This is a genomic window from Paracoccus sp. AK26 (genome assembly GCF_011801365.1).
Classification (GTDB): Bacteria; Pseudomonadota; Alphaproteobacteria; order Rhodobacterales; family Rhodobacteraceae; genus Paracoccus; species Paracoccus aerius.
On record NZ_CP041045.1, the window covers coordinates 50,100 to 74,054 of the forward strand.

Here is a 23,955-nt window from a genome sequence, read left to right on the forward strand (position 1 = left end):
TCAAATCATCCCCATGCCGATAAACAGGTTGCGGTTGGCGTCGGCGATGGCGCGGCGGCCATGCATCACGCGGGTGTTGTCCAGAATGGCGATGTCGCCGTCCTGCCAGTTGATCTCGTGCGTCACCTTCTCGGCCAGGGCGCGCATCTCCTCGATCTCGTCGGCGCTGACCGGGCTGCCATCGGCCATGGCATAGCGCGGCGGCTGATAATTGTGTGACGGGCCAAGGACCGCGTTGGCAAAGCCGCGATCCGTTCCGCCCAGGGCCGAGGGACGCACAGGATTGACCGTCAGGCGATAGGTCAGCGCGCCGTCGTCGTGCTGTTCGAAGTCTTGGCCCGGAACGGCGGCCTTGAACTGCAGGACATGCTCCATCGTCACCTCGTCAGGATGGGAGATGGCGGGATGTTCGTTGGCCAGATAGCGCTTCCAAAGCACCTCGGGCAGAACCCGTTCCACCGTCATCGGCTGAGACCAGCGGGCCTTCTGCGGGTCGTCGAACAGATCCCAGACCGCGCGGCCGTCGCAGATCGTGGTCTGCGATCCCTCGAAGGCCGCGGTCTGGGCGAAGAAGGTCACGATGTCGGGACAGCGCGGCGTGTTGCCGTTCTCGATATGCAACCCGATCGGACCCAGCCCGCATCGACCATCTGTGTCGTCTCGGTCGTGTGGCTGCGGGCGGGATCGAAGGTCACGCGGCGGCAGAGTGTGGTGACGAGGTCCGAGAAATCCTCCATCTGTGGCTGGAAGCCGCGCAGAAGCGTCCAGCCATCGCGGGTCAGGTCGTCGCGGATCTGGGCCAGAAGGCCGGGATCGGTCAGTCCGTCTGAATAGTCGCGGGAACGCAGGATGTTGTAGGTCATTGATGTCCTCATGATCGGGAAGAAAGGTCGTTGGCGGCGGCGATCACCGCCGGGTCGCGCGCCAGGCGGATCAGTGCCCGGTCGATCAGTGTGGGCCGGAGGCGTTGCAGGGCGACAAACAGCCGTTCGCGCGTCGGAGGCAGCTGCTCGCGCTTGCGGGCGGTGATGGCGCGCCAGGCATGGGCAGCGACAGCCTCTGGCGCATCCAGCGTCATGGCCATCGGGCCGATCAGTCGGTCGAAGCCCTGCGCCGCGTCCGTGCGGGTGGCACGAGGGGCGACATAGGTGACCCCTACGCCTTGGGGAGCCAGTTCGCGCCGCAGAGCGTCCGAAAACCCCCGAAGCGCGAACTTCGAGGCGGAATAGATCGCGAAATACGGAAAGGCGATATCCCCGAAGATCGACCCCATGTTGACGACCTGGCCCCGGCTGACGATGAGGCTGTCCAGCAGGTCGCGGGTCAGCGCGATGGGGGCTGCGACGTTCAAGGCGAGCGCCGCCGCGATCTCGTCATCCATGGTGGTGCCGATAGCACCCGAGGGCACGACCCCTGCGTTGTTGATCAGGATGTCCAGGCCAGTCTGGACAACAGACGCCGCGATCAGGGCACGACCCCGCGGGGTGGTCACGTCCGCGGGCAGGACGCTGGCCCGTTGCAGCCCCGATGCCAGCTCGACCAAGGGCTGGGGTCTTCGGCCCACCAGGATCAGGCGGTGGCCAAGACGGTCGGCTTCGACCGCCAGGGCCCGGCCGATGCCAGTGCCCGCGCCTGTGATGAGCACCGTCTTGCGGCTCATGCGGAGACCTCCGGGGCAGGCAGGGGCATCAGCGCACCCCTCACCTTGGCCAGTCGCAGCGCGACCTGCCGGTCCGCCGTGCCAGAAGGGCGGATCAGCCCCGGATGGGGGGGATCGGCGATCAACAGGGCATCGGGCCGGGCATAGGCGGGAAGGTCCGCCAGCCGTGCGACCAGATCGGCCATGCGTGGCGCGGCGGTGGAGGCCAGGACCAGCACCAACCGGTCATCGGGCAGCAGCACCAGGGCTGCGGCAGGCACGGCGGGATCGGCCAAGGCCGCGGCTTCGACCCATTCGGGGGCGATGTTGCGCCCCGATGCGCGCAAGATCATCGCGTCACGCCGGCCCAGCACGCTCAGCCGCCCATCGTCGATCCGGCCGAGATCGCCCGTCCGCCATGGGCCGACCTGCGGCGCCCGGCCCAGATAGCCCGCCATGACGGTCGGGCCGTCCACGACGATCTCTCCGTCCTCGATCCGCAGGTCCAGTCCAGGCACGGACTGCATGGCCGATCCCCCCGGCGCGTCGGCAGGGCTCAGCGCCACCACCGAGCAGGCCTCGGACAGGCCATAGCCCTCGGCCACGGGAAGGCCCAGGGCACGCGCCTCGGCGAGCAGCGCCGGAGAGACAGGGGCACCGCCCACCGCGACATAGCGCAGCCCGCGGGGGGCAGGAATGCCTTTGCGCAGCGCGGCGACCCACAGCGTCAGCTGACGCGGGGCCAGCACTGTTACCGTCGGATCACAGGCAATGGCGCGGCGGGCCAGTGCCCGTACGTCGCCTGAAAACAGGCAAGCCGTGCCTTCGGGACACAGCACCGTTTCGGCCCCCGCGAGGATCGGCAGGAAGATGCCGCAGATTTGTTCCAGAAGCTGCGCCTGGGGCAGCACCGACAGGTAGCGGTCGCCCGGCCCGGCGCCAATCGCCTGCGAAAGCCCCAAGGCCGATGCCGTCAACTGACGGTCACCCAGAATCACGCCCTTGGGGCGGCCCGTGGTCCCCGACGTATAGATCACCCGCGTGGCCCCCCCTGCATAGGCGAGCGGCAGCCCCGTCGCACCGGCGGGCAGACGATCGGTCAATGTCGCGCCCGAGTCGGCCAGCAGATGCGCGACCTGCCCGGCCGAGAAGAAGCCGGGCACCGGCACGACCCGGCACCCCGCTAGCGTTGCCGCCAGATCGCCGATCACATAGTCTAGCCCGCCAAGGGCCAGACCCACGCAGCGCGGCCCGGCGGCAAAGCCCGCCGCGGCGCGGGACACGGCGCGCGCCAGGTCCGCCCAGGTCATGCTGCGCTCGCCGTCGCGAAAGGCAATGGCATCGGGGCGGTCCTGGGCGTGGCAGGCCAGGGCTTGGAAGATCGGGGTCATTCGGGCCGGGCTCCGGTCAGGGGTTGGCCCCGGCGGGGCATGAAGCGCAGGGGCTGCATGCTGTCCTGCAGAGCGCAGACCCAAGGATCGGTATGGTAGTAGCGGCCCCAGCAGGCGGCGTCGGGCAGCCGGTCGGGGCGGGCAGGGATCAGCGGCAGCAGCGGCACGCCTGTTCTCCGCAAGAGCCGCATCAACGGCCCGGTCGCCGTGAACAGCCCCCAGCATTTGCCGCTACCCCGTCCTTCGGCCGTGACGGCCTCGATCAAGGGCAGCGTGGCGGAGGGGTGGGGGCAGGCCATCGAGACGACCTCGATCACCTCCTCTGGGCCGACGGAGCTGCCTGACAGGCGGGTCAGCACCTGGTCCACGGGATCGTCCAGATAGACCTGCGAAAAGAACCCCCGGCCGGCATCGCGCATCCCGGCGGCGCCCAGGATCGCACCGTTGCCAGACCGCGCGACGGCCAGGCGGACAGCGGGGACGGTGATCGCCGCGCCATGAGCCTGCAGGAAATGCGCCTCGATCATCGCGGCGGCGGGCTGCCAGCCCGCATTGCGCCAGTCAAGGAAGTCAATCCGCATGACAGAGCCCGGCGGCGGGATGGGGGAACGCGGTCATGTCAGTGGGTCCTTTTCTGCTCGTTGCGTCCATCAATCCGCCCAGCCTTTCAGCAGGCTTACAGGCAGGGCGCCGGCCCTCACGTTTTCGCGATGCGAATTGTCGTTGATCGACCCGCGTCTTCCCGGCATGTCTGGCCTGTCGTCATGAAGGGGGCGTTCATGCGGATCCTGCTGGTCGAGGATGAGGCCGATATCGCCGATGCGCTGCTGCGCTTCCTGCGCGCCCAAGGCCATGCGGTGGACCACGCTGCCGACCTGGAAACGGCGCGGACCGCCATTGCCGTGGCGGATCATGGCGCGATCTTGCTGGATCTGGCGCTGCCGGACGGCTCGGGGCTGGACCTGCTGCGCGACCTGCGCCGGGCTGGCAACAGGGTGCCGGTGCTAATCGCCACCGCGCGGGACCGGATCTCGGACCGCATCGCCGGGCTGGATGCGGGGGCCGACGACTACGTGGTCAAGCCTTATGACCTGGCCGAGGTCGAAGCGCGGCTGCGTGCCCTCGCCCGCCGCGCGTCCGGCGATCCGGCCCCGGAAAGCAGGGTCGGCGCGCTGACGGTGGACCGTGCCGGCGCGCGGATGTTCCGCGACGGAAACGAAATCCGCCTCACCTCGCGCGAATGGGCGCTGTTTGACGCGTTGCTGTCGGCGCGCGGGCGCGTGCTGTCCAAGCAGGTGCTGGAAGAACGGCTTTATGCTTTCGACAATGCGATCGAGGGCAATGCGGTCGAGGTCTATGTGTCCCGCCTGCGCACCAAGCTGGGCGCGGACGCGATCCAGACCCGGCGTGGCCTCGGATACCTGATCCCGTGAGCCGCCCGTGGTCCCTGCGGGGCAGGCTGGTGCGCCGGGTGGTGCTGGGCGCCAGCCTCAGCTGGCTTGTTGGCGTGGGTCTTGCCGCCCTGGTCATCGCCCACGAGATGTCGGAGCTGATGGACGAGACGCTGAAAGGCTGGGCCCAACTGACGATCGATCTTCATCGTCGCACCGACAACGTTGACGCGATGGCGCGGTCGGCGGGCATGATCCGCATCATCGAGGACGGCCGGGAACTCTCGGGCGCCCCATGGCCGCCTCTGACCGAGGATGGTGGCCACGATGTCCCCGGCTGGCGCGTTTATCGCCAGTCCGCCCTCGGGGGTGACCTTGCCGTCGAGGTGGGCCAAAGCGACGAATGGCGCCGCGATGAACTGCTGGAAAGCGTGGCATGGCTGTTCGTGCTGATGCTGCCGGTCCTGCTGGCCGCGCTTGTGGCCGTGCGCGGAGCCGTGGCCTCGGCCTTGCAGCCCGCAACGCGGTTTGCCCAGGCGCTGCGCGGCCGGTCAGCGAAAGATCTGTCCCCCCTCAAGGAAGATCACCTGCCGCTCGAGTTGGCGCCGATCCCGCAGGCCCTGAACGTCTATCTGGACGATATCCGCGCGAGGGTCGAGACCGAGCGGCAGTTCGCCACAAATGCCGCACACGAACTGCGCACCCCGGTCGCCGCCGCATCGGGGCAGGCCCAGCTGATCGCGGCAGGGCTGAGCGACGAAGCGGCCGCCGAGCGCCTGTCCGGCGCCTTGAACCGCATGGGTCACCTGATCGACCGCCTGCTGCACCTGTCGCGGGCCGAGGCGGGGGTCGCAGGGCACGGGCCCTCCGATCTGGTGCGGGTGGTGCGGATGGTGATAGCCGATCTGGGCACGCCGGTGCTGTTCGACGATGGCGAGATGGAGATGCTGTCGGTGCCTGTCGATCCCGACGCACTTGCGCTGATCCTGCGCAACCTGCTGCGCAACGCCGCCGACCACGGCCATGGCACCCCGCGCATGATCCTGTCGCCCGGTCCTGTGCTGACGGTCAGCAATACCGTTCCGCCGGGAGCGAGCTTCCATCACGGCATGTTCGACAAGTCCGCCGGCTCAAAGGGTGCGGGGCTTGGCCTTGCCATCGTCACCCGCGTGGCGCAGGCGCAGGGGATCGCGGTCGATTACGCCATTGTCGATGGCACGGCGTCGGTGACGGTGCGCTTTCCGCCGGGACCGGAGATCCCGGCGGCCTGATAAGGGTGGCTGTCAGGGACGATCCGTGGCGGCCAGCGGCCGCTTGGTGCCGGTCAGCATCGACAGGACGAGGTTCTCTCGATGGCGCAGGCTTTCCACCACCACGCCCGCCACATGCAGCCCGGCCAGGACCAGGATCAGCGTCGCCAGGGCCTCGTGGACCTCCTCCATCACCTCCGACCCCCAGAAGGCGTCGGTTGTCTGCAGCCAGCCGGTTAGGGCAGTCCCGGATACGGCCATTAGCAGCGCGACGATCATCGCCCCACCGGCCGGGTTGTGGCCCAGATAGCGTGGCTCGCGACCCGCGCGCAGCGCCCGCAGGTAGTCCAGAACAGCACGCGGTCCCCGCACGAAGTCGCCAAAGCGGGCGTGGCGGGGGCCGACAAACCCCCAGACCAGCCGCGCCGCAATCAGGCCGACGACCGCATAGCCCATGCCTTCGTGCCACAGCTTCGGGCCGTCGGCGGTCAGCCAGGTTCCGGCGATCAGCCCGACCAGCGACCAGTGGAACAGCCGCACGAAGCCGTCCCAGACCCGGACCCTGTCAGTCATCGGCGCCCTTGGCCTCAAAGGTGGCGGGGTCGAAGAAAATCTCGACCTTCTCACCTTTCTCGTCCTTGCCATAGACCTCGTAGCAGCCGTCCTCGGTCTTGACGTTGCTGATGGTCCAGCCCTTGGCGGTCAGGTCGGCCTTCAATTCCTCGACCGGCCGCCAGTCGGCCTCGGGCACGGTGCAGCGGTCTTCGGCCAAGGCGGGCAGGGCAGCGGCGATCATCAGGGTGGTGGCGGGAAGCAGGATGAGGCGCATAAGAAGGTCTCCGTTGGCAGTTTTTCGATGCCTTCATTCAAGCAGGCCAAGCTTGCGAAAAGCTTACAGGGGCGGGCCTAATGATGCAGCAGAACCTGTTTGTCCTGCGGTTCGGGGAGGACTGTCGGGTAGTAGCTGGCGAACCAGGCAACATAGCGCCGCAGTGCCAGGGACATGGGGGTTTGCTGACGCGGCCCGATCAACCGCTGTAAAAGCGTGGTGTCCGCCCAGGTCGCTTCGACATCGCCAGGCTGCATCGGCAGCAGCTGCAATCGTCCCGTGCGCCCGGTTGCGGCCTCCAGCTCTGCGATGAAATCCAACAGCGGGATCGGCCTGCCATTGCCGATATTGACAATGCGAAACGGCGCCACGGGCGACAGGCTGTCGCCCTTCACCGGTTTCGCCGGATGATGCGGGACCACGTCGATCAGCGCGCGGATCGCCTCGACCAGATCATCGACATAGGTAAAGTCGCGCTGCAGCCGGCCGTGGTTGAAAAGCCGGATCGGCCGATCCTCGAACAGGGCCGAGGTGAAGAGGAAAGGTGCCATGTCGGGTCGTCCCCAGGGGCCGTAGACGGTAAAGAAGCGCAGCATCGTGACCGGCAGGCCGTAGAGGGCAGCATAGGAATGGGCCATCGCCTCGGACGCCTTCTTGGTCGCGGCATAGAAGGACAGCGGCTGGTCTGTGCGGTCTGTTTCTCGATAGGGCATCCGGTCGCTGCCGCCATAGACCGAACTGCTGGAAGCCATCAGCAGATGATCGGGCGGAAAAGCCCGCGCCGCTTCCAGGAGCTGGAACGTGCCTGCGAGATTGGCCGAAGCATAGCTGCCCGGCGCCTCGATCGAATGGCGCACACCGGCCTGGGCTGCCAGGTGAACCACCACGTGTGGGCGGTGCCTGGCCATGATCCCTGCCAGCAAGCCCGGCGTCTCGATCCCGCCGCGGAGGGACAGGTAGTTCGGGTGGACGATCAGTTGCGCCTCGCGAGCAGCTTTCAGGACCGGATCGTAGTAGGAGTTGTGGTCGTCAAGCCCGAGGACGTCGGCGCCTTCGGCCAGCAGGCGTTGGGCCAGGTGAAAGCCGATGAAACCGGCGGCCCCGGTGATCAGGACGGTCATGCCGCACCCCGCATGTCCCGGGCCGCCCGTGGAAGCTCTTGCACTTGCGGCAGGCGACGGCGGCGGATCAGCCAGGCTGCGCCCAGGAGATCGACGATCCCCACAAGGGCACGCTGCAGGTTGCTATATTTTGACCGGCCGAAGGCGCGAGGGGCGTGGGTGACCGGGATGGTGATGACCTCCAGCCCCTCGCGCGCGATCATGGCGGGCATGAAGCGGTGGATGTGGTCGAAGAAGGGCAGGGACAGATAAGCCTCGCGCGGGAAGGCCTTCAGCCCGCAGCCGCTGTCCTGCACCCCGTCGCGCAGCAGCCCTGCGCGGATCCGGTTTGCCAGGCGTGAGGCCAGCCGCCGCGTCCAGAGGTCGCGCCGCCCGACCCGCTGTCCCTGCACAAGGCCCAGCGTCGGGCCCCCGTGCCGGAAGGGGGCCAGAAGCGAAGGCAGGTTCTCGGGCGGGTTCTGGCCGTCCGCGTCCAGCGTGGCGATCAGCGACCCGCGGGCAGCCAGAACGCCGCTGCGGATCGCGGCGGATTGCCCGCAGGAGCGATCGTGGCAGATCACCCGCAGCTGCGGCAGCGTGATCTGCAACGCTGCCAGTTCCTGTCTTGTCCCATCCGTCGAGGCGTCATCAACCACGATGATCTCGTGAGGATAGTCCTGCAGAACAGACCCAATGCTGCGCAATAAGGTGGCAATGTTGCCAGCTTCGTCCTTGGCGGGAAGGACAACGGAAACGTCGGGCGTCACGGCGCGACCTCTTCTGAACGGTAAAGGGTGTATGTGCCGCCGCGATAGGGCAGCGCAGCAAAGGGTGTCATGCCGGGGATCGACAGGCCGTTCTGATCCAGAAGCAGCCCATCGGGATGGGCCTGCCGCCAGGCTGCGACAGCCTCGGGACTTGCCAGCCGGGCGACGGGGTGCAGCAGCCGGCCCGCGAAGTTCAGTTGGGCGTGATAGGTGCCGTCGGTGACGGCGATCCCCGCACTGTCAAAGGGTCCAACCGCCCGGCCTAGCGCCGTCATGTCATAGCGCGCGAACAGAAGCGGGCTCAGCGCCAGGTGAAGCCCGATCATCAGCGTCAGGGGCAGCGCGGCCAGGGCGACGGGCGCCGACCGCAGCCGCAGGAAGCCCACAATGCCAATAAGCAGGCAAGCGGTGCCCAGGGCCAGGGACCACAAGGGCAGAGGGTCGTGCAGCTTCCTCAACGCAGGGATCAGCCCGGTTGCGGCGGCACTGAAGGCCGCAAGCGCGGCAAGCAGCGGCAGCGCCAGCCAGAAGTCGCGGCGTCGCCATTTGCGCGTGGGAAGCCCGCCCGCCAGCATCAGCGCCAAGGCGGGCATCTCGGGCAGCAGATAATGCGCCTGCTTGCCGCTGATGAGCGAGAAGGCCGTCAGGGCGCCGCCCGCCCACAAGGCGAGAAGCCGCGTTCCCGGATCGGCAAGTAGACGGCGCGGGCGCAGCATGGCGAGGCCCGGCCGAGTCCAGCCGAAGGGCCAGATCATCAGCGGCAGCAGTGCCAGAAAGAACCACCACGGTTTCTGGTGGGCGAACGAAGCGACCATGCGCCCGCCGCTCTGGCGCCAAAGGACCTCGGTCCGGTATTCCTCGCCTCCCAGGATCAGCGCAGGGACAAGCCACAGCCCCACCAGCAAAAGCGCCGCCAGCAGCGCCAGCCCAAGGCCCTTCGCCCAGACGCGCCCGGAGGGCCGCGCAGGACCGGCCCAAAGCGCCATGGTGAAGGCCGCGGGCATCACGTGCAGCAGGATCACCGGTCCCTTGGCATAAACGCCAAAGGCCACCGCTGCGCCAAGCGCCGCCCAAGCCGCGCGCCGGGGCTGTTGCGCCGCCGACCACAGGGACAACATGGCCAGCAGGGTGGCGCATGTCAGCACCGCATCGAACATCGTGGTCGAGCCGAACAACAGCCAGACGGGCGAGACGGCAAGGATCAGCGCCGCTGCCCCGGCACGGTCCGGCTGGTTCGGCCAAAGCTGTCGCGCCAGCAGCCCCGTCAGCGCGACCGAGGCAGCAGCAAAGGCCGGTCCGATCAGCCGGGCCGGAAACTCGGCAATGCCGCCCAGGGCCCAGACCAGATTGATCAGCCAGAACAGCAATGGCGGCTTGTGCCCATAAAGGGCGCCGTTCAGATGCGGCACCCAGGCCGAGCCGCCGATCCGCATCTCCCACGCAGCAGCCATATAACGGGTCTCGTCGACAGGCATCAGGGGCCGCAGCAAAATCAGGGTCAGGGCCGTCAGCGCGAACAGCAGCGTGGACGAAAGGACGGACCTCATGCGGCAGCAGCCTGGCGGTGCTGCCGGATCAACATCAGATTGCGCAGATAGACGACAAGGCCCAGCCCCTGTCCCAGCACGAAGACCGGATCACCCCGCCAAAGCGCATAGCTGAGAAGGGTCGCTCCACCTGCCAGCGAGAACCACCAGAAAGCCAATGGCACGACGCTTTGGCGCGACCGCTCGCTGGCCAGCCACTGAATGATGAAGCGCGCGCTGAACAGCGCCTGCCCCAGGAAGCCGATGCCAATCCAGACCGTCTGCGCCGTCATGTGCCATGCCGTTCGTTGTCTCTTTTGGCGGGATTGGCATGGCAACCTTGCGCCCAGCTTACAGGTTGAGCACTGTCGTCAGGTTAATGGAGGCGGTTCGCTATCCGACCGTGACGCCGAACAGCGTTCCTACGATCGCTGTCGCGCCCATGGCAAGAACGCCCCACAGCACCACCCGCAATGCGCCGCGCAGGATACCGGCGCCGCCTGCGGAGGCGCCGAGACTCCCCAGCACGGCTAGGGCCAGCAGCGTCGCGACAACCACGAACACGACGATCTGCGCGGGCGGCGCAAGCATCGCCACGATCAGCGGCACGACCGCGCCTGCCGCGAAGGTCAGGGCCGAGACAACCGCCGCCTGCACGGGATGCGAGGTCACCGTTTCGGAAATCCCCAACTCGTCACGGGCATGAGCGCCGAGCGCATCGTTTGCTGTCAGTTGCACCGCCACCTGCTCCGCCAGGTCGTGCGTCAGACCGCGCTCCTGATAGATCCGGGTCAGCTCCTCAAGTTCCGCCTCGGGTATTTCGGCCAGTTCCTTGCGCTCCTTGGCGAGATCGGCGTTCTCGGCATCGGTCTGCGAACTGACCGAGACATACTCCCCTGCGGCCATCGACATGGCGCCCGCGACGAGTCCCGCCAGTGCTGCAACCAGCACCTCGGTCCGTCCGGTCCCCGCAGCGGCCACGCCCACGACCAGGCTGGAGGTCGACAGGATCCCGTCATTGGCCCCCAGCACCGCCGCACGCAGCCAGCCGATGCGATGAACCATGTGGATTTCCGAATGGGACAGGCGGCTCATGCCAAGGCTCCTTCCTGGTGCGGTTCATCGGCCGACGGGGCCGTGCGGGCCTGGGCGGGTTGGATACGCAGGGCGCGCAGGGCGTTGAGGATGACGGCCACGTCGATCACCTCCTGGATCAGGGCGCCTTGCACGGGGGTGAGGTAGCCCAAGGCAGCGGCGATCATGCCCAAGACCGACAGGCCGATGCCCGCCACCACGCTTTCAAGCGCAATGCGCCGCGAGCGGCGGGCGATCTCGATCCCCGTTCCGATGCGATCAAGTCGGTCCACCAGCAGCACCACGTCGGCGGCCTCGGCACTGGCGGCGGCGCCGCGCGCGCCCATGGCCACGCCCACGTCGGCCGCGGCCAGGGCCGGGGCGTCGTTGACGCCGTCGCCCACCATCATTACCAGGCCGTGCTTGTGCTCGGTCAGGACCAGAAGGACCTTCTCGTCCGGCGTAAGGCCGGCGCGGATGCCGTCGAGGCCCAGGCCCTCGGTCACGCGGCGGGCAACCTCGGCCCGGTCGCCGGTGGCGAGCAGGATCCGTTCGATCCCCTGGCGGCGCAGGTCGGCCAGCATGCCAGCCGCGCCGTCCCGCAGCGGGTCCGACATGACCAGATGCCCCGCCATCCGACCATCGGCCGCAACCGCCACCATGACTGATCCGGCGTCCAGGTCCGGGTGATCGCCCATGTGACCCACGCGCTCGGCGACAAAGCCGTATCCCCCCACGACGACCTGCCGCCCCTCGACGATGGCGATGACGCCTTCGCCTGGGATTTCGACCGTGTCGCGGGGAAGGGGCAGGGTCATGCCGCGGGCTTTCGCGGCCGCGACGATCGCCTGGGCGACGGGGTGTTTCGTCGCCTGGTCGGCTGCTGCGGCAAGGCGCAGGATCTCGTCCTTGGCCATGCCTTCGGCGCTGTCGATGCTTACGATCCGGGGGCGACCGTCGGTCAGCGTGCCGGTCTTGTCGAGGATCAGCGTGCGGATGCGGGCCATCGCCTCCAGCGGCTTGGCGCCCTTGACCAGCACGCCGAAATGGGCAGCCCGCGACAGACCCGCAACCAGGGCCACGGGCACGGCCAGGATGAGCGGGCAGGGGGTGGCCACCACCAGCACGGCGACTGCGCGGATCGGATCGCCGGTGAACCACCAGGCCGCCCCGGCGATCAGAAGCGTCACGGCCAGAAAGCCCAGCGACCAGCGATCGGCCAGCCGGGCCATGGGGGCGCGGGACCGCTGCGCTTCCTCGACCAGGCGGACGATCCCGGCATAGGTGCTGTCGCGGGCCTCTTGCGTGGCCGTCAGGTCGAAGGCATCGCCTGCATTGGTGGACCCGCTCATCGCCGCGGCACCCTCCCCAAGCCGGACGGGCAGGGACTCGCCCGTCAGCGCCGAGGTGTCGAGAAAGGCCGTGGCCGAGGCGACATGCCCGTCCACCGGCACCACGTCACCCTGGCGGATCAGCAGGCGGTCGCCGGGGCGGATGTCGTCCAGGGCCACGTCCTCCAGCCCGCCATTGCGGTGGCGGGTGGCGGTACGGGGCACGCGGGCCAGCAGGTCGCGCATCTCGCGCCGGGCGCGGCCCTCGGCAAAGCTTTCCAGGAAAGTGCCGCCGGAATACATCACCGCGACAACGGCAGCAGCCAGCGTTTCGCCAAAGACCAGGGCCGCCGACATCGACAGCGCCGCCACGATGTCGAGGCCGACCTCGCCCCGCGACAGGCTGCGCAGGATCTCGGACAGCAAAGCGGCCAGGACCGGCAGCACGCCCGCAGTCCAGGCCAGTCCTGCAAGATCGAGATGGCCTCCCATATACAGCGCCAGCCCCGCCAACAGCCCTCCAAGGGCAACCGCCAGCAAGCCCGTATTCAAAAAATCCGTTCGCTTGTAGGTCACGCCTGTCCCTCACCCGCTGCCGTGGCGTTGCCGTGGCGTTGCCGTGGCGTTGCCGCCAAAGAGGCACCCGACGGCCCGCGTCTGCAAGCCCCCGTCATCACCACGCAGAAGAAACAGTGCATCGAGGTCATGTCTGGCCGCAAGCTCAGCCCCCGCCGAAGGGCCCGCCACCATCAGCGCGGTCGCCCAGGCATCGGCCTCGGCGCAGGTCGGTTCCACCACGGTGACCGAAGCGGGCGATGCGGCAAGCGGCGCGCCCTTCCACGGGTCCATCGTGTGCGACAGTCGGCGTCCCTGCACCGTGACCCAGTGGCGATAATCGCCCGAGGTCGCCACCGCCGCGTCCTGCAGCATAAGGACGGAGTGCGGGGTGCGGCGGTCGGGATCGGGCGTCTCTACCGCAATGGTCCATGCCGTTCCGTCCGGCCGCAGGCCAAGGGCACGCATCTCTCCGTCGATACCCACGAGGCCAGCGGCAATCCCGTGGTCAACCAGCACTTGGGCCAGACAGTCCACCCCATATCCCTTGGCAATGCCGTTCAGGTCCAGGGCAATGGGGGCCGTCTTCCGCACCGAGTCGCCGTCGATCTCCAGCACTTCGTGGGCAGGCCTGCGGAAGCCGAGGGCTGCGCGGATCGCATCGGGATCGGCGGCATCGGGCCCAAAGCCCCAGGCGCGCACCGCATCGCCCATTCCGATATCGAAGGCACCCCCCGAGGCGCGGCCGATCCGAAGCCCGAGCGTCAGAACGCGGGCGAGGTCGGGCGGCACCCTCAGCCATTGTCCCGTCGGCGCCCGGTTCAGACGCATCAGGTCGCTGTCCGGTTTCCAGATCGACATCTGGGCATCGACCGTGTCCACCGCCTGCTGAAATGCCATCCGCAGGGGCGTGGGATCAAGCCCCGATGGGGCATGGAACAGGGCCGACCACCGGGTTCCCATGGTCGGACCGTTCAGGGCATGGCGGACCGGATCAGAAGACATCTTCGACATAGCGTCCCTCGGCTTTCAGCATGGCGGGCGTCAGGCCCGCCGGCGCGAGAATGTCGTCAAGCGCGCGGGACACCCCTTCGGCCATCGCGCGGCCGCCGCAGACCATGATGCGCGCGCCCCTGCGCACCGCCTCGGCCACCTGCTCAGCTTCATCCCGCAGGGAATCCTGGACATAACGCGGCTTCTCTCCGCGCGAGGTGGCGGTGGACAGGCGCAGCAGCCGCCCTTCAGCCTGCCAGAGGGCCAGATCGTCGCAATAAAGGAAATCGCTGTAGGGATGGCGCAGGCCGAAGAACAGATGCACCGGGCGTCGGCGGGCATTGGCGCGGATGAAGCCTGCCAGCGGCCCGATGCCGGTGCCCGCGCCGATCAGGACTAGCGGCGTCCTGCCGTTGCCCGCATGAAAGCGGTCGTTGCGGCGCAAGAAGGCCTGCACGCTGTCACCGGGTTCAAGCGCCAAAAGCTGCCCCGAACACAAACCGCCGGGGTGTTTCCTGACCACGATTTCCACGAAGCCGTCCCTTGCGCCGGATGCCAGCGAATAAAGGCGCGGCACCGCCGATCCCTCGGGCAGGATACCCAGCAGATCGCCCGCCTGGAACCGCGCCAGCCCTTTGCCCGTCAGCCGCTGCCAAAGAGTGGTCCCGGGCAGGGCAAAGCGCAAGATGGCTGTTGGGGCCTGCACCTCTGCCCCATAGTCGCGGCGCGACAGCAGGGTCAGCGTCTGTGTGACAGGTGTCACAGGCTGGTGCGGAAGCTCGAGCGGAATGCCGATGGCCGTGCCAAGCGCTCGGCCCCAGCGGGCAAAATCCTGCGGGGATTGCCGGTCAACCGTGTCGAGCGGCAGCAGCGTGGCCCAGCCCTTCGCATGCGCGGATGCTTCGACCTGAAGGGCGAACGCGCAGAAAGCGGGAAAGCTGCGGTCGCCAAACCCCAGCACGGCGACAGGTGCGGCGGGGGCTGCGGGCAGTTGCGCCAGCCGATCAAGGAACCCCTTTGCCGAGGCCGGGGCATCGCCTTCACCATAGGTCGCTGCAAGGATCAGGAACTGCTTGGCTGCAGCATGGCGGGTGGGGTCGAAGCCACCCATGGACGTCACATGCACCGACTGACCCGCCGCGCGCAGCCCGTCGGCCAGCGTCGCGGCAAACCCCCAGGTGCTGCCGCCCTCGGAGCCCACGAGGATGACCGTTTGCGCGCGTCCTGCGGGGGCATTGCCCGTCAGCCGGGGGCGCCCGCGTCGGCCGGCGAGCCAGACCAGAACGCCAGTGATGCCCATAAATGGCACGCTCAGCGCGATCAGGCCGACCAGTAGACCCCAGACTGCCGCGCCTTGCCCGGTATGAAGCATGAAGATCGTTTCCGAGACCTGCTGCCATGCAGTCAGATCGGCCCAGGACAGCAGTGTGCCGGTGCCCGGGTCGATTAGCCCCGTGCCGCTGTCGGTCTGCAGGGTAAAGACATCCTGCGGGTCATCCGCATAGGGAAAGCTCAGTTTCCGCAGATCGCCCACAGGAACATCCCGCAGCGCCGCCATGCGGTCCAGCGGAAAGCCGGTCTGGCCACTGACCAATGAAGGCTGTGCGGTCTGCACGCCGCCGTCCGGCAGCAGGTCGAAGGTCGATGCCGTCATCCACAGTGCCGTTGCCGCCGACAGGGACAGGCCAAGGACCGCGATCCGCGCGACCTCGGTATGCAGCCGTCCGGCAAGCGGTCCGCGCAGCGGCGCGAACCAACGACGCCAGCCGCCCACGCGGCGTGCGGCCAGCACGGTCCCCGACAGCGCCAGCACCAGCATTGCCGCCGCACCGGCAGCCATGACCAGCCGCCCGGTATCGTCCAGAAACAGCGACCTGTGCAGCGTGGTCAGCCAGCGTTCCACCGGGTCGGGATCGGCCGATCCGGCATCCGCACCCGTCGCAGGGTTGATCACGGCCGCGCCCGGCGTGCCGCCGTCAAACCACCACGCGGTGATCCGGCCGGACGGCGCGCGGCCGATCTCTTCAAGGCCGGGATGGCGTGCCGCCACCCGTGCCGCCAGGTCCGCCACGCTTTGCCCCGCCACGGCTTGCGGCGCTGACAATCGCTCAGCAGCCGGAAACACCGACAGGGCTGCGCCGCTGAGGGCCAGCACTGTGACAAGGACCAGAGCCAGAAGCCCGGGCCAACGATGGAGCGCGCGGATCATGGCCGAGAAGCCTTATTGATAGGTGAAGCTGGCGATATAGCGGCGGCCGGGAACGGACGTGCCTACACCCGCTGCGGTCAGCGGCACGGCAATCTCGTTGGGACTGTCGCGCATGTCCTCGACCGCGGCGTCGATGTGCAGCGTATAGCCTGCATCTAACAGCGCATCCGCCAGGTCAAGCGTGATCTCCAGCGTCCGGCCTGCGCCGACGCTGGCGCCCGTGATGCCATTGATCTGCGCTGCGTCGCCGCCGGTGGCGGCATACCAGCCACTGAGGTGTTCATAGTATTTGGACTTGCCGCCCGCCATCCACAGGCTGCCGACATAGGCGCCCGAGGGGTCAGTGACATAAAGCGCCAGATAGGCGCCGTCGCCTCCATAGCTGTTCATCGTCGTGGTCAGCGTGACGGGGCGCGCGAGGGCCAGCCCAGGCAAGGTCAGGGCCGTGCTGAGCGCAAGGGTGGCGAGGAGGGATTTCATGGGGAACTCCTGTGCTGGAGGGGCCGGCGCCACCTGGCGCTTGGCCCTTGAGGGCTGATCGGGATCAGTTGGTCACCGCGACGGGTGTGGCGCCGTTGCCGAACAAGCCGTTTGCGGGCGGCGCAACGGTCCCGGCAGGCGCGGGGCTGATCCGCGCGCGGGTATCGCGGTCTTCATCGTCGTCGTCATCGTCATCGTCGTCGTGATCATCGCGCTCGTGCCCGGCGCGCCGGTCATCATCGTCGTCATCGTCATCGTCACTGACCTTGGTCAGGCGGATGTCATGATTGGCGACGTCGGCACCTGCAAAGCCTGGTGCCATCGCGTTGCTGGTTCCGCGCATCGCGGCCAGGGACGGAACCCCGAATGCCGCAACAAGGGCGGACCCGGCAAGGAGAAGGGCAAGAGCGGACTTCATGGGATGTTCCTTTCCTGTGATGGCGGGATTTTGCACCTGTGGCCTGATCCCTTGCTGACAGAGACCGAAAATCTGCTTCAGGCTGCTGTCAGGAAGAAGGCCGGGTCATCGGAGCCGATCGGCAACTGGGCGCACGCGATCTCAGTTGTCCTTCCGACCCGAACCCCGGGGGCCGTCCCTGTCATCTTCATCCTCGTATTCGATGTCGATGATCTGGAGCGTGCCGGGATGGACCTTCACCTCGATCGCGCGGTTGGCGCTGTCGCGGCCGTCGATCTCGTAGCAGCCGTCGTCGATCTTGATGCGGCGCACCGTCCAGCTGTTTGCCGCGGCCAGATCCTCCACCGCTCCGCGCGGCTGCCAGTTGGCCATCGGAACGAAACAGTCGTCGTCCGCGACTGCCGCACCAGCAGGAAGAATGGCAAGAACAGCAAGAATTGTCAGGGTCTTTGGCATGGGCCACACTCCCGGTCACGGCCTGTCTGACCCTTTCAATAGGCGCACAAGCTGACAGCAGCCTGAAGGCGGGTGTGGCGGCGCGTCAGCCTGCTGTCAGGAAAAGGGGTCAGAACGGCAGGCATGACAAGAAAGGGACGCAGATCATGCGAATCCTGCTGATCGAGGATGACACGGTCCTGGGCGCCGCCGTGCGCGACCAGGTTGCGGCCGACGGCCATTCGGTCGACTGGGTGCAGCGGCTTGACGGGGCGAATGACGCCCTGGCGGGTGCGTCCTTCGACCTTGTTCTGCTGGATCTGATGCTGCCCGACGGACGCGGCATCCCCTTCCTGCGCAAGGCCAGGGCGCGGGGCGACGTGATCCCAGTCATCATCCTGACGGCGCTCGATCAGATCAGCGACCGCATCGAAGGGCTGAATGCGGGCGCGGACGATTATCTGGTGAAGCCCTTCGATCTGGCCGAACTCTCGGCCCGGATCGGATCGGTCGCGCGGCGCTACAGCGGCAACCCCAATCCCATCCTTAGCCACGGCCTCCTCGACATTGACTTGGCCGCCCGTAGTGTTCATCGCGATGGCCGGCCCGTGGCCCTGACGGCCCGCGAATGGGCGCTCTTCGAAGCCTTTCTTGCCCGACCCGGCCAACTTCTGTCCAAGGCGCAGCTCGAGGACAAGCTGTATGCCTTCGGTGCCGAGATCGAGAGCAATACGATCGAGGTCCATGTCAGCCGGTTGCGCAAAAAGCTCGGCGCAGACATCATCCAGACGGAACGTGGTCTGGGCTATCGGCTGGGACGGGGATGAGAAGGCCGCGCAGTCTTCAGGGGCGTCTTGCTCTCTGGCTCGGCCTCGCCTTGACGCTGGTCTGGATTGCCGCAGCCAGCATCACCGCGCTGATTGCCGGTCACGAACTGGACGAGGTCTTCGATGCAGCCCTTCAGGAAGCGGCACAGCGGATCCTTCCGCTGGCCGTGATGGATATCCTGGAGCGCGAGGACGAGGGCATCAATCAGCGCCTGGCTGCAATCCGCGACCACGATGAACTGTTTACCTACGTCGTCCGCGACAATCAGGATCGCCTGCTGCTGCAATCCCATGCCGCCGATCCGTCGATCTTTCCGCCCTGGAGCGGCATCGGGTTCAGCCGGTCCGAAACCCACAGGTTCTACAATGACGATGCCGTGCAGGGCACGATCAGGATCACCGTGGCCGAGCCGCTGGCCCATCGCGACGCCGTGGCATGGGAAATCCAGCTTGGGCTGGGCCTGCCGCTTCTGTTCGTGGTCCCGGTGGCGCTTCTGGTGATCTTTCTTGCGGTCAGGACCAACCTCGCGCCGCTGCGACGGTATCGGGGCAAGCTGGCCACCCTTGGGGCCCGCGACCTCGCCCAGGTTGCCACCGACGGCCTGCCGAGCGAGATGGTCCCGGTCGCGGACACCCTGAACGGGCTTTTGTCACGGCTGTCGGACGCCTTTGAAGCCGAGCGCAGCTTCGCCGCCAATGCCGCACATGAATTGCGCACCCCTCTTTCCGGCGCCATCGCTCAGGCGCAGCGTCTGCAGGCAGAGACGGATGATCCCCAAGCCAAGGCGCGTGCTGCCGAGATCGAGGCAACCCTGAAGCGCTTGACGCGCCTGTCCGAACGCCTGATGCAACTGGCCCGCGCGGAAGGCGGACGATTGCGGCGCAACGAGGTTGCGGACCTGCGCCCCGTGGCCCGCATCGTCGTGGATGATCTGTCGCGGGCGACGGACGACGGCCGTATTGCCCTGATGCTGCCTGACATACCGGTCTGGTCCGACTTGGATCCCGACATCTTCGCGATCCTTCTGCGCAATCTTGTGGACAATGCCCTGCGCTATGGGGCCGCAGGAACACTTGTCGATGTCTCGCTGACGGACGACGGCGTGCTCATCGTCGCCAATGACGGGCCGGTGGTTTCCCAGGATATCCTAGATCGTATCCAGAACCGGTTCGAACGGGCAACTGCGCGCGGAGATGGCAGCGGGCTGGGATTGGCCATCGTCGCGGCCACCGCCGAGAGAACGGGATCGCGGCTGGACCTCCGGTCACCGCGTTCGGGACAACCCGGTGGGTTCGAGGCGCGGTTCACTTTGCCAGGACCATGACCACGCACCCTGACAGTTTCGAAGCGACCTGGGTAATAGGAGCCCCCAGCAGATATCGCACAAGTAAGTGTTGGCAATCGAGGCAATCTCCGGAACAGTAGAACTTCCAGCAACACGAGGAAGTCCGCGATGAGACATTCGATCCTTGTTGTCCTATGCTCCACCCTAGCCATATCCGAGCCTGGCTTCGCTCAGGAGAACGATGTTCAGCCAGGGCATATTACCGTGAATGACGAGCGGGGCATAACTGTCGCCCGGGTCACCGATCCGCAATCGAACAACACTTTGGCTGTGAGTTGTCCCAATGGCACGCTCGACCTTGAAATCCGGTATGGGGCACTCTCCCTGCAGAACACACCAAGTCAAGACCAAGGGGTTACAGTTGTCTTTGCCTCCCGTGGCGGAACTGTTGAAGTCCCTGCCACCAGCAGGCCAAGCGAAGGTCTCGTGGTCACGTCCTCGGGTGCGGAGACACACGAGAGGGTTCGGGACGCACTTCGCTCCTTCAGTGCCATGACCTCCGATGACGTCGGCACTGTCACGATCAATAACGAGCAGGGCCAAAGCATCGGAACGATCGCCGTCTCCGGCAAGGGGACCACCCGGGCCTATGGCAGATTGATGCAAGGCTGCCGCGGCTGACGATGGGGTCAGTCCCTCCTGCCTCAAATGAAGCGCGGTCAGTTCCGCCGCTTGTGACCAGCTTGGCAACCTCCGTGCTGCACACACCCTTTGAGCCCGTTCGCGTTCAATCGAGTATGATCGCGCGGCTGGCCTGCGTACTACACGATTTTAGGCTTCGCCTATCATCTGAACATTGATGCGGAAAGTCGCGTGTCGGCGGCACGGGACGAGACTCCGACGCAAGGGTTTTCAATGATCCCGATTGAAAACGTATTCGGATTATGACCCCAGAGGTTGTGACGAAGGAGACGCGGCATCCCACCTTGACAGCCACTGGGAAAGCGGAGCCATCACACCCGAATAGTCACCGATGCCGATTGGAGATCATCTGGGGCTGCGCGAGCGGGCTCGAATGGACCCGTTGTCTTTTTCGGCTTGCCCCCACTGCATGCGAGAGCAAGCCATGTCCCCAGTCGAGAGCGGTCAAGAGTTGACACTGTCCTTCAGAGCCTTGGCCACCGTGAACTTTACCACGCGATCGGCAGGCTTTGTCATGGCCTCGCCTGTGGACGGATTGCGGACCTGTCGTTCGGGACGATCACGGCAGGAGAGCTTGCCCAAGCCAGGAAGGGTGAGGGCACCACCCTCGGCCACGATCGAGGTCGCAACTTCGGAGAGCGCATCAAGGACAGAAGAGACATCCTTTTTCTCAATGCCAGACTTTTCGGCCAGAGTGGCAAGCAGCTCAGTCTTGGTCATCGGCTTCATGTTCTTTCCTTGTCGTTTGAACATCTGGAATAGGGGTAGCCCGTGTCGGCTGGTTTTGCCATCTGAATGCGATTAGGCCAAGGTCATTGAGGGGTGAACCGGGGTTCGACCTCATCGCCAAGAGCAATTGCGAAATCTTCAAAGGAAATACTGCTTGAAACGCGCGCCGGGCTGAAGGATGGAGCAGTATCCTGGAGATCAGTTCAGCGAACGTGACTGCTCAGGATACACGGCTCCATGAGCCTGGCTTGGCCAATATGACTTTATCGAACGAGCCTCCTCAGTCCCCCAAAAGCTGACGGTGCGCCGGTTTCACTGCCGGCACTAACTGCATTTTTCTGGTGAGAGCTATCGTCTGCCCCCAAGTAGGGCCTGCAAGGGCAGGCGTTCACCAGCCTTCAAATCGCCTGGTCAGCGAGGCCGGATTAGCCACCACGTTCACGGTCAGTTTGTCAGCACTTTGGTGGATCATCAGAACACTGCATGAACCATCGTGCATGGGAGTGATCCGTCCGAGCCGCCAAGGCGGGTTCTCAAGGAGATAGATGGCCTTTGTCCGAGAACCAGCAAGGACAGCACGCTTCATGATGAATGAAGCATTGTCTGCTCAAGCTTTCCTGGCAACGGAATACACTGGCGAGAAGGCACCGATAGCATGCGTGGAAAGCGCAGGGGCGCTCCTGGCGAAGCTGACCCTGTCGGGGGTTTATCCATGGGAGTGGCCGGTCAGGCCCGCCGTCAGAGTTGTGCACTCCCTCTTCTTCGTTGGACCCGCACCGCCAGAGGCGCGTTTTGTCCTTACCTGCTGCGGGTAAAGCAATAAGGGAGGAGACTATGAAAAATGCGATCCTGAAGCTGGAAGGCAGTCCTCAGCTTATCGGTGGTGTTGAAACCGGAGGTGACTACCTGCGCTTTCACACCCGAACTGACATGACCCCAGAGGAACTCCGCCGGCTCACTGACGGACAAATCGAGATGGACGGCAAGAGTGAGCGAGTTCTGCTGGAAAGTGCTCAATCCACGCGACGGGACGGATACACCATCGAGTTGACCCTGCGCCGCTTCGCGCCATCTGCTTGAACAGCTCGGCGTTCAGAGGAGACAGGATGTTGCAGCAGAACCGGACCTCATGGACGAGGAGCTCAGGACCATGCTCGGGGCCCAGTTCCGGAAGTTGGAGTCGGGGATCGCAGGCGTCCTTGCGTGCGAGAGAATGCCCCGGCCGCTCAGGTGAAGCTGCTCCACCCCTTCCGGGGATCGGTCCGGTTTGTGCGACCACGTTGCTTTCGGAGATGCCGGAACTCGGCCGCATGACGGCGTGTTAGGCAGCCTCAATGGCCGGTGTTTCACCCGTCCCCCATGACAGCGACGCGATGCGCAGTTGCGGCATGGTCGCGGGAGGACAACAAGCGCTGCAACATGCGCTTTTCCAAGCCGCACTCCTTGCCGCATCCCATAGTCCAACCCTGAAGCCGATTGCCCCGCGTCTCAAGGAAAAGAGCAAGCCGCACGCGTCACGGTTAAGACCTCGCCGTCGGGCGCGCAGGTCAGGCGAACCCGCCATTGAGGCGATTGGAAGGTCAGGCGAACCTTCCCTTCGTCCTCGCCTTCACCTCGTTCCACAATGCTCCTGATCTTTCCGGAATGCATGAGATCCTGAAAGCCAGACACATCGAGTTCCAGCAGCGCTGCGATCTCGGCCGCGTCAACGATGGGACGATCCTGGTCGAACACGATCTTCATGGCAAAGCCCCGATCCCTGATCCCGCTCCTTTGCTCTACGTGGCAAGGTGTTCGTCGGCCGGGCCGAAGAACTCGTAGTGGATGCGATCGGCGGGGATGCCCACATCCTTCAGGCCGACAACGAAGTGCCGCAGGAAAGGACGGGGGCCGCAGAGATAGACTTCTGCGTCATCGAGGGGCGTGTTGGCCCGGAGCCAGTTGATGGTGATCCGGCCCGAATTGGCCCTGTCGTCGCCGCCACTCTCGTAGAAGGTCTCGACCAGAACATTACCGTGCCGGGCGGCCGCAAGCCGTACCTGAGCGTCAAGGGCATGATGGGCAGGACTGCTGGTGCCATGCACATAAAAGACGGGCACGTCGCGATGCTGTTCTGCCAGAACTTCCAGCATGCTGACGACGGGCGTCAGGCCGACGCCGCCCGACAGCAGGATCAGGGGACGCTGCGGGTCCTTGGCAAGATGGAAGTCCCCAGCGGGTGGCGTGGCCTCAAGGATGGTGCCCACCGGCGCGTGATCATGCAGAAAACAGGATGCTTCTCCGTTCGGCTCTCGCTTCACGGTGATCCGGTAGCCCTCGTCGCCTGGAATGCTGGAGATGGAGTAGTTCCGCTTCACGCCTGGGAGGCCGGCCTCGTCAAAGCGCAGGGTCAGATACTGTCCCGGCCGGTGTGGGACAACAAGGCCGCCATCCTCGGGCCGCAAGATGAATGAGACGATCCCCTCTGCCTCCACCTGCCGTTCCGCCACCACGAAGCGGCGCCAGTCGGTCCAGCCTCCGGGCTTTGCTTCGATCTCTGTGCGGATGGCGGCTTCGCGTTCGATCAGAAGGTCAGCCAGGAACCAATAGGCCTCGCCCCATGCCTGCAGAATGTCCGGTGTCGCGGCATCGCCCAGAACCTCTTCCATGGCACCAAGAAGAGCTTCCGCCACAAAGGGATAATGCACTGGCAGGATCGCATAGCCGATGTGCTTCTGGGCAATCCGTTCCACCGCCGCGCCGAGAGCGGACAGGTTTTCGATGTTCTGGGCATAGGCCAGTACGGCCTGCGCCAGGGCAAGGCGCTGTGTGCCCTTCTTCTGATTGGCCTGGTTGAACAGCGCAGCGATGTCTGCGTTGCGGAACAGGCGGCGGTACATCGTCTCAGTAATCAGGGGACCATGCTGTTCCAGCGCGGGCACCGTCGCCTTCACGACGGCAATGGTCTGTTGCGACAGGGGACGCGGCATGAGTCTCTCCTAAACATGCAGTATAGATGCATCTATAGATCCCTATACATGCAA

27 protein-coding genes are annotated in these 23,955 nt (G+C 66.0%); 6 read left to right on the forward strand and 21 right to left on the reverse strand.

Going from position 1 to position 23,955, the window contains the following annotated elements; genetic code table 11:
* The 5 genes from FIU66_RS16040 to FIU66_RS16060 are packed head-to-tail and all read right to left on the reverse strand — an operon-like array spanning window position 1 to window position 3,611.
* Complete coding sequence (locus tag FIU66_RS16040; protein WP_167623909.1) at window positions 1–621, reverse strand: TauD/TfdA family dioxygenase; 621 nt, start codon at window positions 619–621, stop codon at window positions 1–3.
* Entirely contained in the window at window positions 576–863 is a 288-nt protein-coding gene (locus FIU66_RS16045) for a hypothetical protein (protein WP_167623910.1), read from the reverse strand. Before FIU66_RS16045 ends, FIU66_RS16040 begins: the two co-directional genes overlap by 46 nt.
* Window positions 864–871: 8 nt before the next feature.
* Entirely contained in the window at window positions 872–1,660 is a 789-nt protein-coding gene (locus tag FIU66_RS16050; RefSeq protein ID WP_167623911.1) for an SDR family oxidoreductase, read from the reverse strand.
* Entirely contained in the window at window positions 1,657–3,030 is a 1,374-nt protein-coding gene (locus tag FIU66_RS16055) for a class I adenylate-forming enzyme family protein (protein WP_167623912.1), read from the reverse strand. The genes FIU66_RS16050 and FIU66_RS16055 overlap by 4 nt, the downstream gene beginning before the upstream one ends.
* Complete coding sequence (locus tag FIU66_RS16060) at window positions 3,027–3,611, reverse strand: thermostable hemolysin (RefSeq protein WP_167623913.1); 585 nt, start codon at window positions 3,609–3,611, stop codon at window positions 3,027–3,029. The genes FIU66_RS16055 and FIU66_RS16060 overlap by 4 nt, the downstream gene beginning before the upstream one ends.
* Window positions 3,612–3,809: 198 nt before the next feature.
* On the opposite strand from FIU66_RS16060, the gene FIU66_RS16065 reads away from it, so the two are divergent.
* Window positions 3,810–4,463, forward strand: a complete 654-nt coding sequence (locus FIU66_RS16065; RefSeq protein ID WP_167623914.1) for a response regulator transcription factor — start codon at window positions 3,810–3,812, stop codon at window positions 4,461–4,463.
* On the forward strand, window positions 4,460–5,692 hold the full coding sequence (locus FIU66_RS16070; protein WP_167623915.1) for a histidine kinase dimerization/phospho-acceptor domain-containing protein: 1,233 nt from the start codon (window positions 4,460–4,462) through the stop codon (window positions 5,690–5,692). The genes FIU66_RS16065 and FIU66_RS16070 overlap by 4 nt, the downstream gene beginning before the upstream one ends.
* Before the next feature lie 12 nt (window positions 5,693–5,704).
* Here the strand turns inward: FIU66_RS16070 and FIU66_RS16075 are convergent, their stop codons facing one another.
* The 13 genes from FIU66_RS16075 to FIU66_RS16135 form a co-directional block, all read right to left on the reverse strand.
* Window positions 5,705–6,244 carry a cytochrome b/b6 domain-containing protein gene (locus FIU66_RS16075; protein WP_167623916.1) on the reverse strand — a complete coding sequence of 180 codons (540 nt, stop codon included), beginning with the start codon at window positions 6,242–6,244 and terminating at the stop codon, window positions 5,705–5,707.
* Window positions 6,237–6,500, reverse strand: a complete 264-nt coding sequence (locus tag FIU66_RS16080; protein ID WP_167623917.1) for a PepSY domain-containing protein — start codon at window positions 6,498–6,500, stop codon at window positions 6,237–6,239. The genes FIU66_RS16075 and FIU66_RS16080 overlap by 8 nt, the downstream gene beginning before the upstream one ends.
* A 77-nt stretch (window positions 6,501–6,577) precedes the next feature.
* Window positions 6,578–7,621, reverse strand: a complete 1,044-nt coding sequence (locus FIU66_RS16085; protein ID WP_167623918.1) for an NAD-dependent epimerase/dehydratase family protein — start codon at window positions 7,619–7,621, stop codon at window positions 6,578–6,580.
* On the reverse strand, window positions 7,618–8,367 hold the full coding sequence (locus tag FIU66_RS16090; protein ID WP_167623919.1) for a glycosyltransferase family 2 protein: 750 nt from the start codon (window positions 8,365–8,367) through the stop codon (window positions 7,618–7,620). Before FIU66_RS16090 ends, FIU66_RS16085 begins: the two co-directional genes overlap by 4 nt.
* Window positions 8,364–9,914, reverse strand: a complete 1,551-nt coding sequence (locus tag FIU66_RS16095; RefSeq protein WP_167623920.1) for a glycosyltransferase family 39 protein — start codon at window positions 9,912–9,914, stop codon at window positions 8,364–8,366. Before FIU66_RS16095 ends, FIU66_RS16090 begins: the two co-directional genes overlap by 4 nt.
* Window positions 9,911–10,186, reverse strand: coding sequence for a lipid-A-disaccharide synthase N-terminal domain-containing protein (locus tag FIU66_RS16100; RefSeq protein ID WP_167623921.1), 276 nt, complete (start codon window positions 10,184–10,186; stop codon window positions 9,911–9,913). Before FIU66_RS16100 ends, FIU66_RS16095 begins: the two co-directional genes overlap by 4 nt.
* Window positions 10,187–10,286: 100 nt before the next feature.
* Window positions 10,287–10,988 (reverse strand): VIT family protein, encoded by a 702-nt coding sequence (locus tag FIU66_RS16105; protein ID WP_167623922.1) that lies wholly within the window; start codon window positions 10,986–10,988, stop codon window positions 10,287–10,289.
* On the reverse strand, window positions 10,985–12,874 hold the full coding sequence (locus tag FIU66_RS16110) for a heavy metal translocating P-type ATPase (protein ID WP_167623923.1): 1,890 nt from the start codon (window positions 12,872–12,874) through the stop codon (window positions 10,985–10,987). Before FIU66_RS16110 ends, FIU66_RS16105 begins: the two co-directional genes overlap by 4 nt.
* Before the next feature lie 9 nt (window positions 12,875–12,883).
* Window positions 12,884–13,867 carry an FAD:protein FMN transferase gene (locus FIU66_RS16115; RefSeq protein WP_167623924.1) on the reverse strand — a complete coding sequence of 328 codons (984 nt, stop codon included), beginning with the start codon at window positions 13,865–13,867 and terminating at the stop codon, window positions 12,884–12,886.
* Complete coding sequence (locus FIU66_RS16120) at window positions 13,848–16,055, reverse strand: PepSY domain-containing protein (RefSeq protein WP_167623925.1); 2,208 nt, start codon at window positions 16,053–16,055, stop codon at window positions 13,848–13,850. Before FIU66_RS16120 ends, FIU66_RS16115 begins: the two co-directional genes overlap by 20 nt.
* Before the next feature lie 12 nt (window positions 16,056–16,067).
* Window positions 16,068–16,535, reverse strand: a complete 468-nt coding sequence (locus FIU66_RS16125; protein ID WP_167623926.1) for a DUF2271 domain-containing protein — start codon at window positions 16,533–16,535, stop codon at window positions 16,068–16,070.
* 64 nt (window positions 16,536–16,599) lie between these two features.
* The gene (locus tag FIU66_RS16130) at window positions 16,600–16,953 is read right to left on the reverse strand and encodes a hypothetical protein (protein ID WP_167623927.1); all 354 of its coding nucleotides are present in this window, start codon (window positions 16,951–16,953) and stop codon (window positions 16,600–16,602) included.
* Window positions 16,954–17,094: 141 nt separating this feature from the next.
* On the reverse strand, window positions 17,095–17,409 hold the full coding sequence (locus FIU66_RS16135) for a PepSY domain-containing protein (RefSeq protein ID WP_167623928.1): 315 nt from the start codon (window positions 17,407–17,409) through the stop codon (window positions 17,095–17,097).
* 146 nt (window positions 17,410–17,555) lie between these two features.
* Between FIU66_RS16135 and FIU66_RS16140 the strand changes: the two genes are divergently transcribed.
* The 3 genes from FIU66_RS16140 (at window position 17,556) to FIU66_RS16150 (ending at window position 20,182) form a co-directional block, all read left to right on the forward strand.
* Window positions 17,556–18,215: a response regulator transcription factor gene (locus FIU66_RS16140; RefSeq protein ID WP_167623929.1), complete on the forward strand. Its 660-nt coding sequence runs from the start codon at window positions 17,556–17,558 to the stop codon at window positions 18,213–18,215.
* Window positions 18,212–19,540 carry an ATP-binding protein gene (locus FIU66_RS16145; RefSeq protein ID WP_167623930.1) on the forward strand — a complete coding sequence of 443 codons (1,329 nt, stop codon included), beginning with the start codon at window positions 18,212–18,214 and terminating at the stop codon, window positions 19,538–19,540. The genes FIU66_RS16140 and FIU66_RS16145 overlap by 4 nt, the downstream gene beginning before the upstream one ends.
* A gap of 129 nt (window positions 19,541–19,669) precedes the next feature.
* Entirely contained in the window at window positions 19,670–20,182 is a 513-nt protein-coding gene (locus FIU66_RS16150) for a hypothetical protein (RefSeq protein WP_167623931.1), read from the forward strand.
* Between the two features lie 465 nt (window positions 20,183–20,647).
* Here FIU66_RS16150 and FIU66_RS16155 read toward each other — a convergent pair whose 3' ends face one another.
* Window positions 20,648–20,932 carry an HU family DNA-binding protein gene (locus tag FIU66_RS16155; RefSeq protein ID WP_229849437.1) on the reverse strand — a complete coding sequence of 95 codons (285 nt, stop codon included), beginning with the start codon at window positions 20,930–20,932 and terminating at the stop codon, window positions 20,648–20,650.
* An 834-nt stretch (window positions 20,933–21,766) separates the two neighbouring features.
* Between FIU66_RS16155 and FIU66_RS16160 the strand changes: the two genes are divergently transcribed.
* Window positions 21,767–22,012 (forward strand): hypothetical protein, encoded by a 246-nt coding sequence (locus tag FIU66_RS16160; RefSeq protein WP_167623932.1) that lies wholly within the window; start codon window positions 21,767–21,769, stop codon window positions 22,010–22,012.
* Between the two features lie 408 nt (window positions 22,013–22,420).
* Here the strand turns inward: FIU66_RS16160 and FIU66_RS16165 are convergent, their stop codons facing one another.
* The gene (locus FIU66_RS16165) at window positions 22,421–22,675 is read right to left on the reverse strand and encodes a DUF6522 family protein (protein ID WP_167623933.1); all 255 of its coding nucleotides are present in this window, start codon (window positions 22,673–22,675) and stop codon (window positions 22,421–22,423) included.
* 35 nt (window positions 22,676–22,710) lie between these two features.
* Complete coding sequence (gene hmpA, locus FIU66_RS16170; RefSeq protein ID WP_167623934.1) at window positions 22,711–23,901, reverse strand: NO-inducible flavohemoprotein; 1,191 nt, start codon at window positions 23,899–23,901, stop codon at window positions 22,711–22,713.
* Window positions 23,902–23,955: the final 54 nt, after the last annotated feature.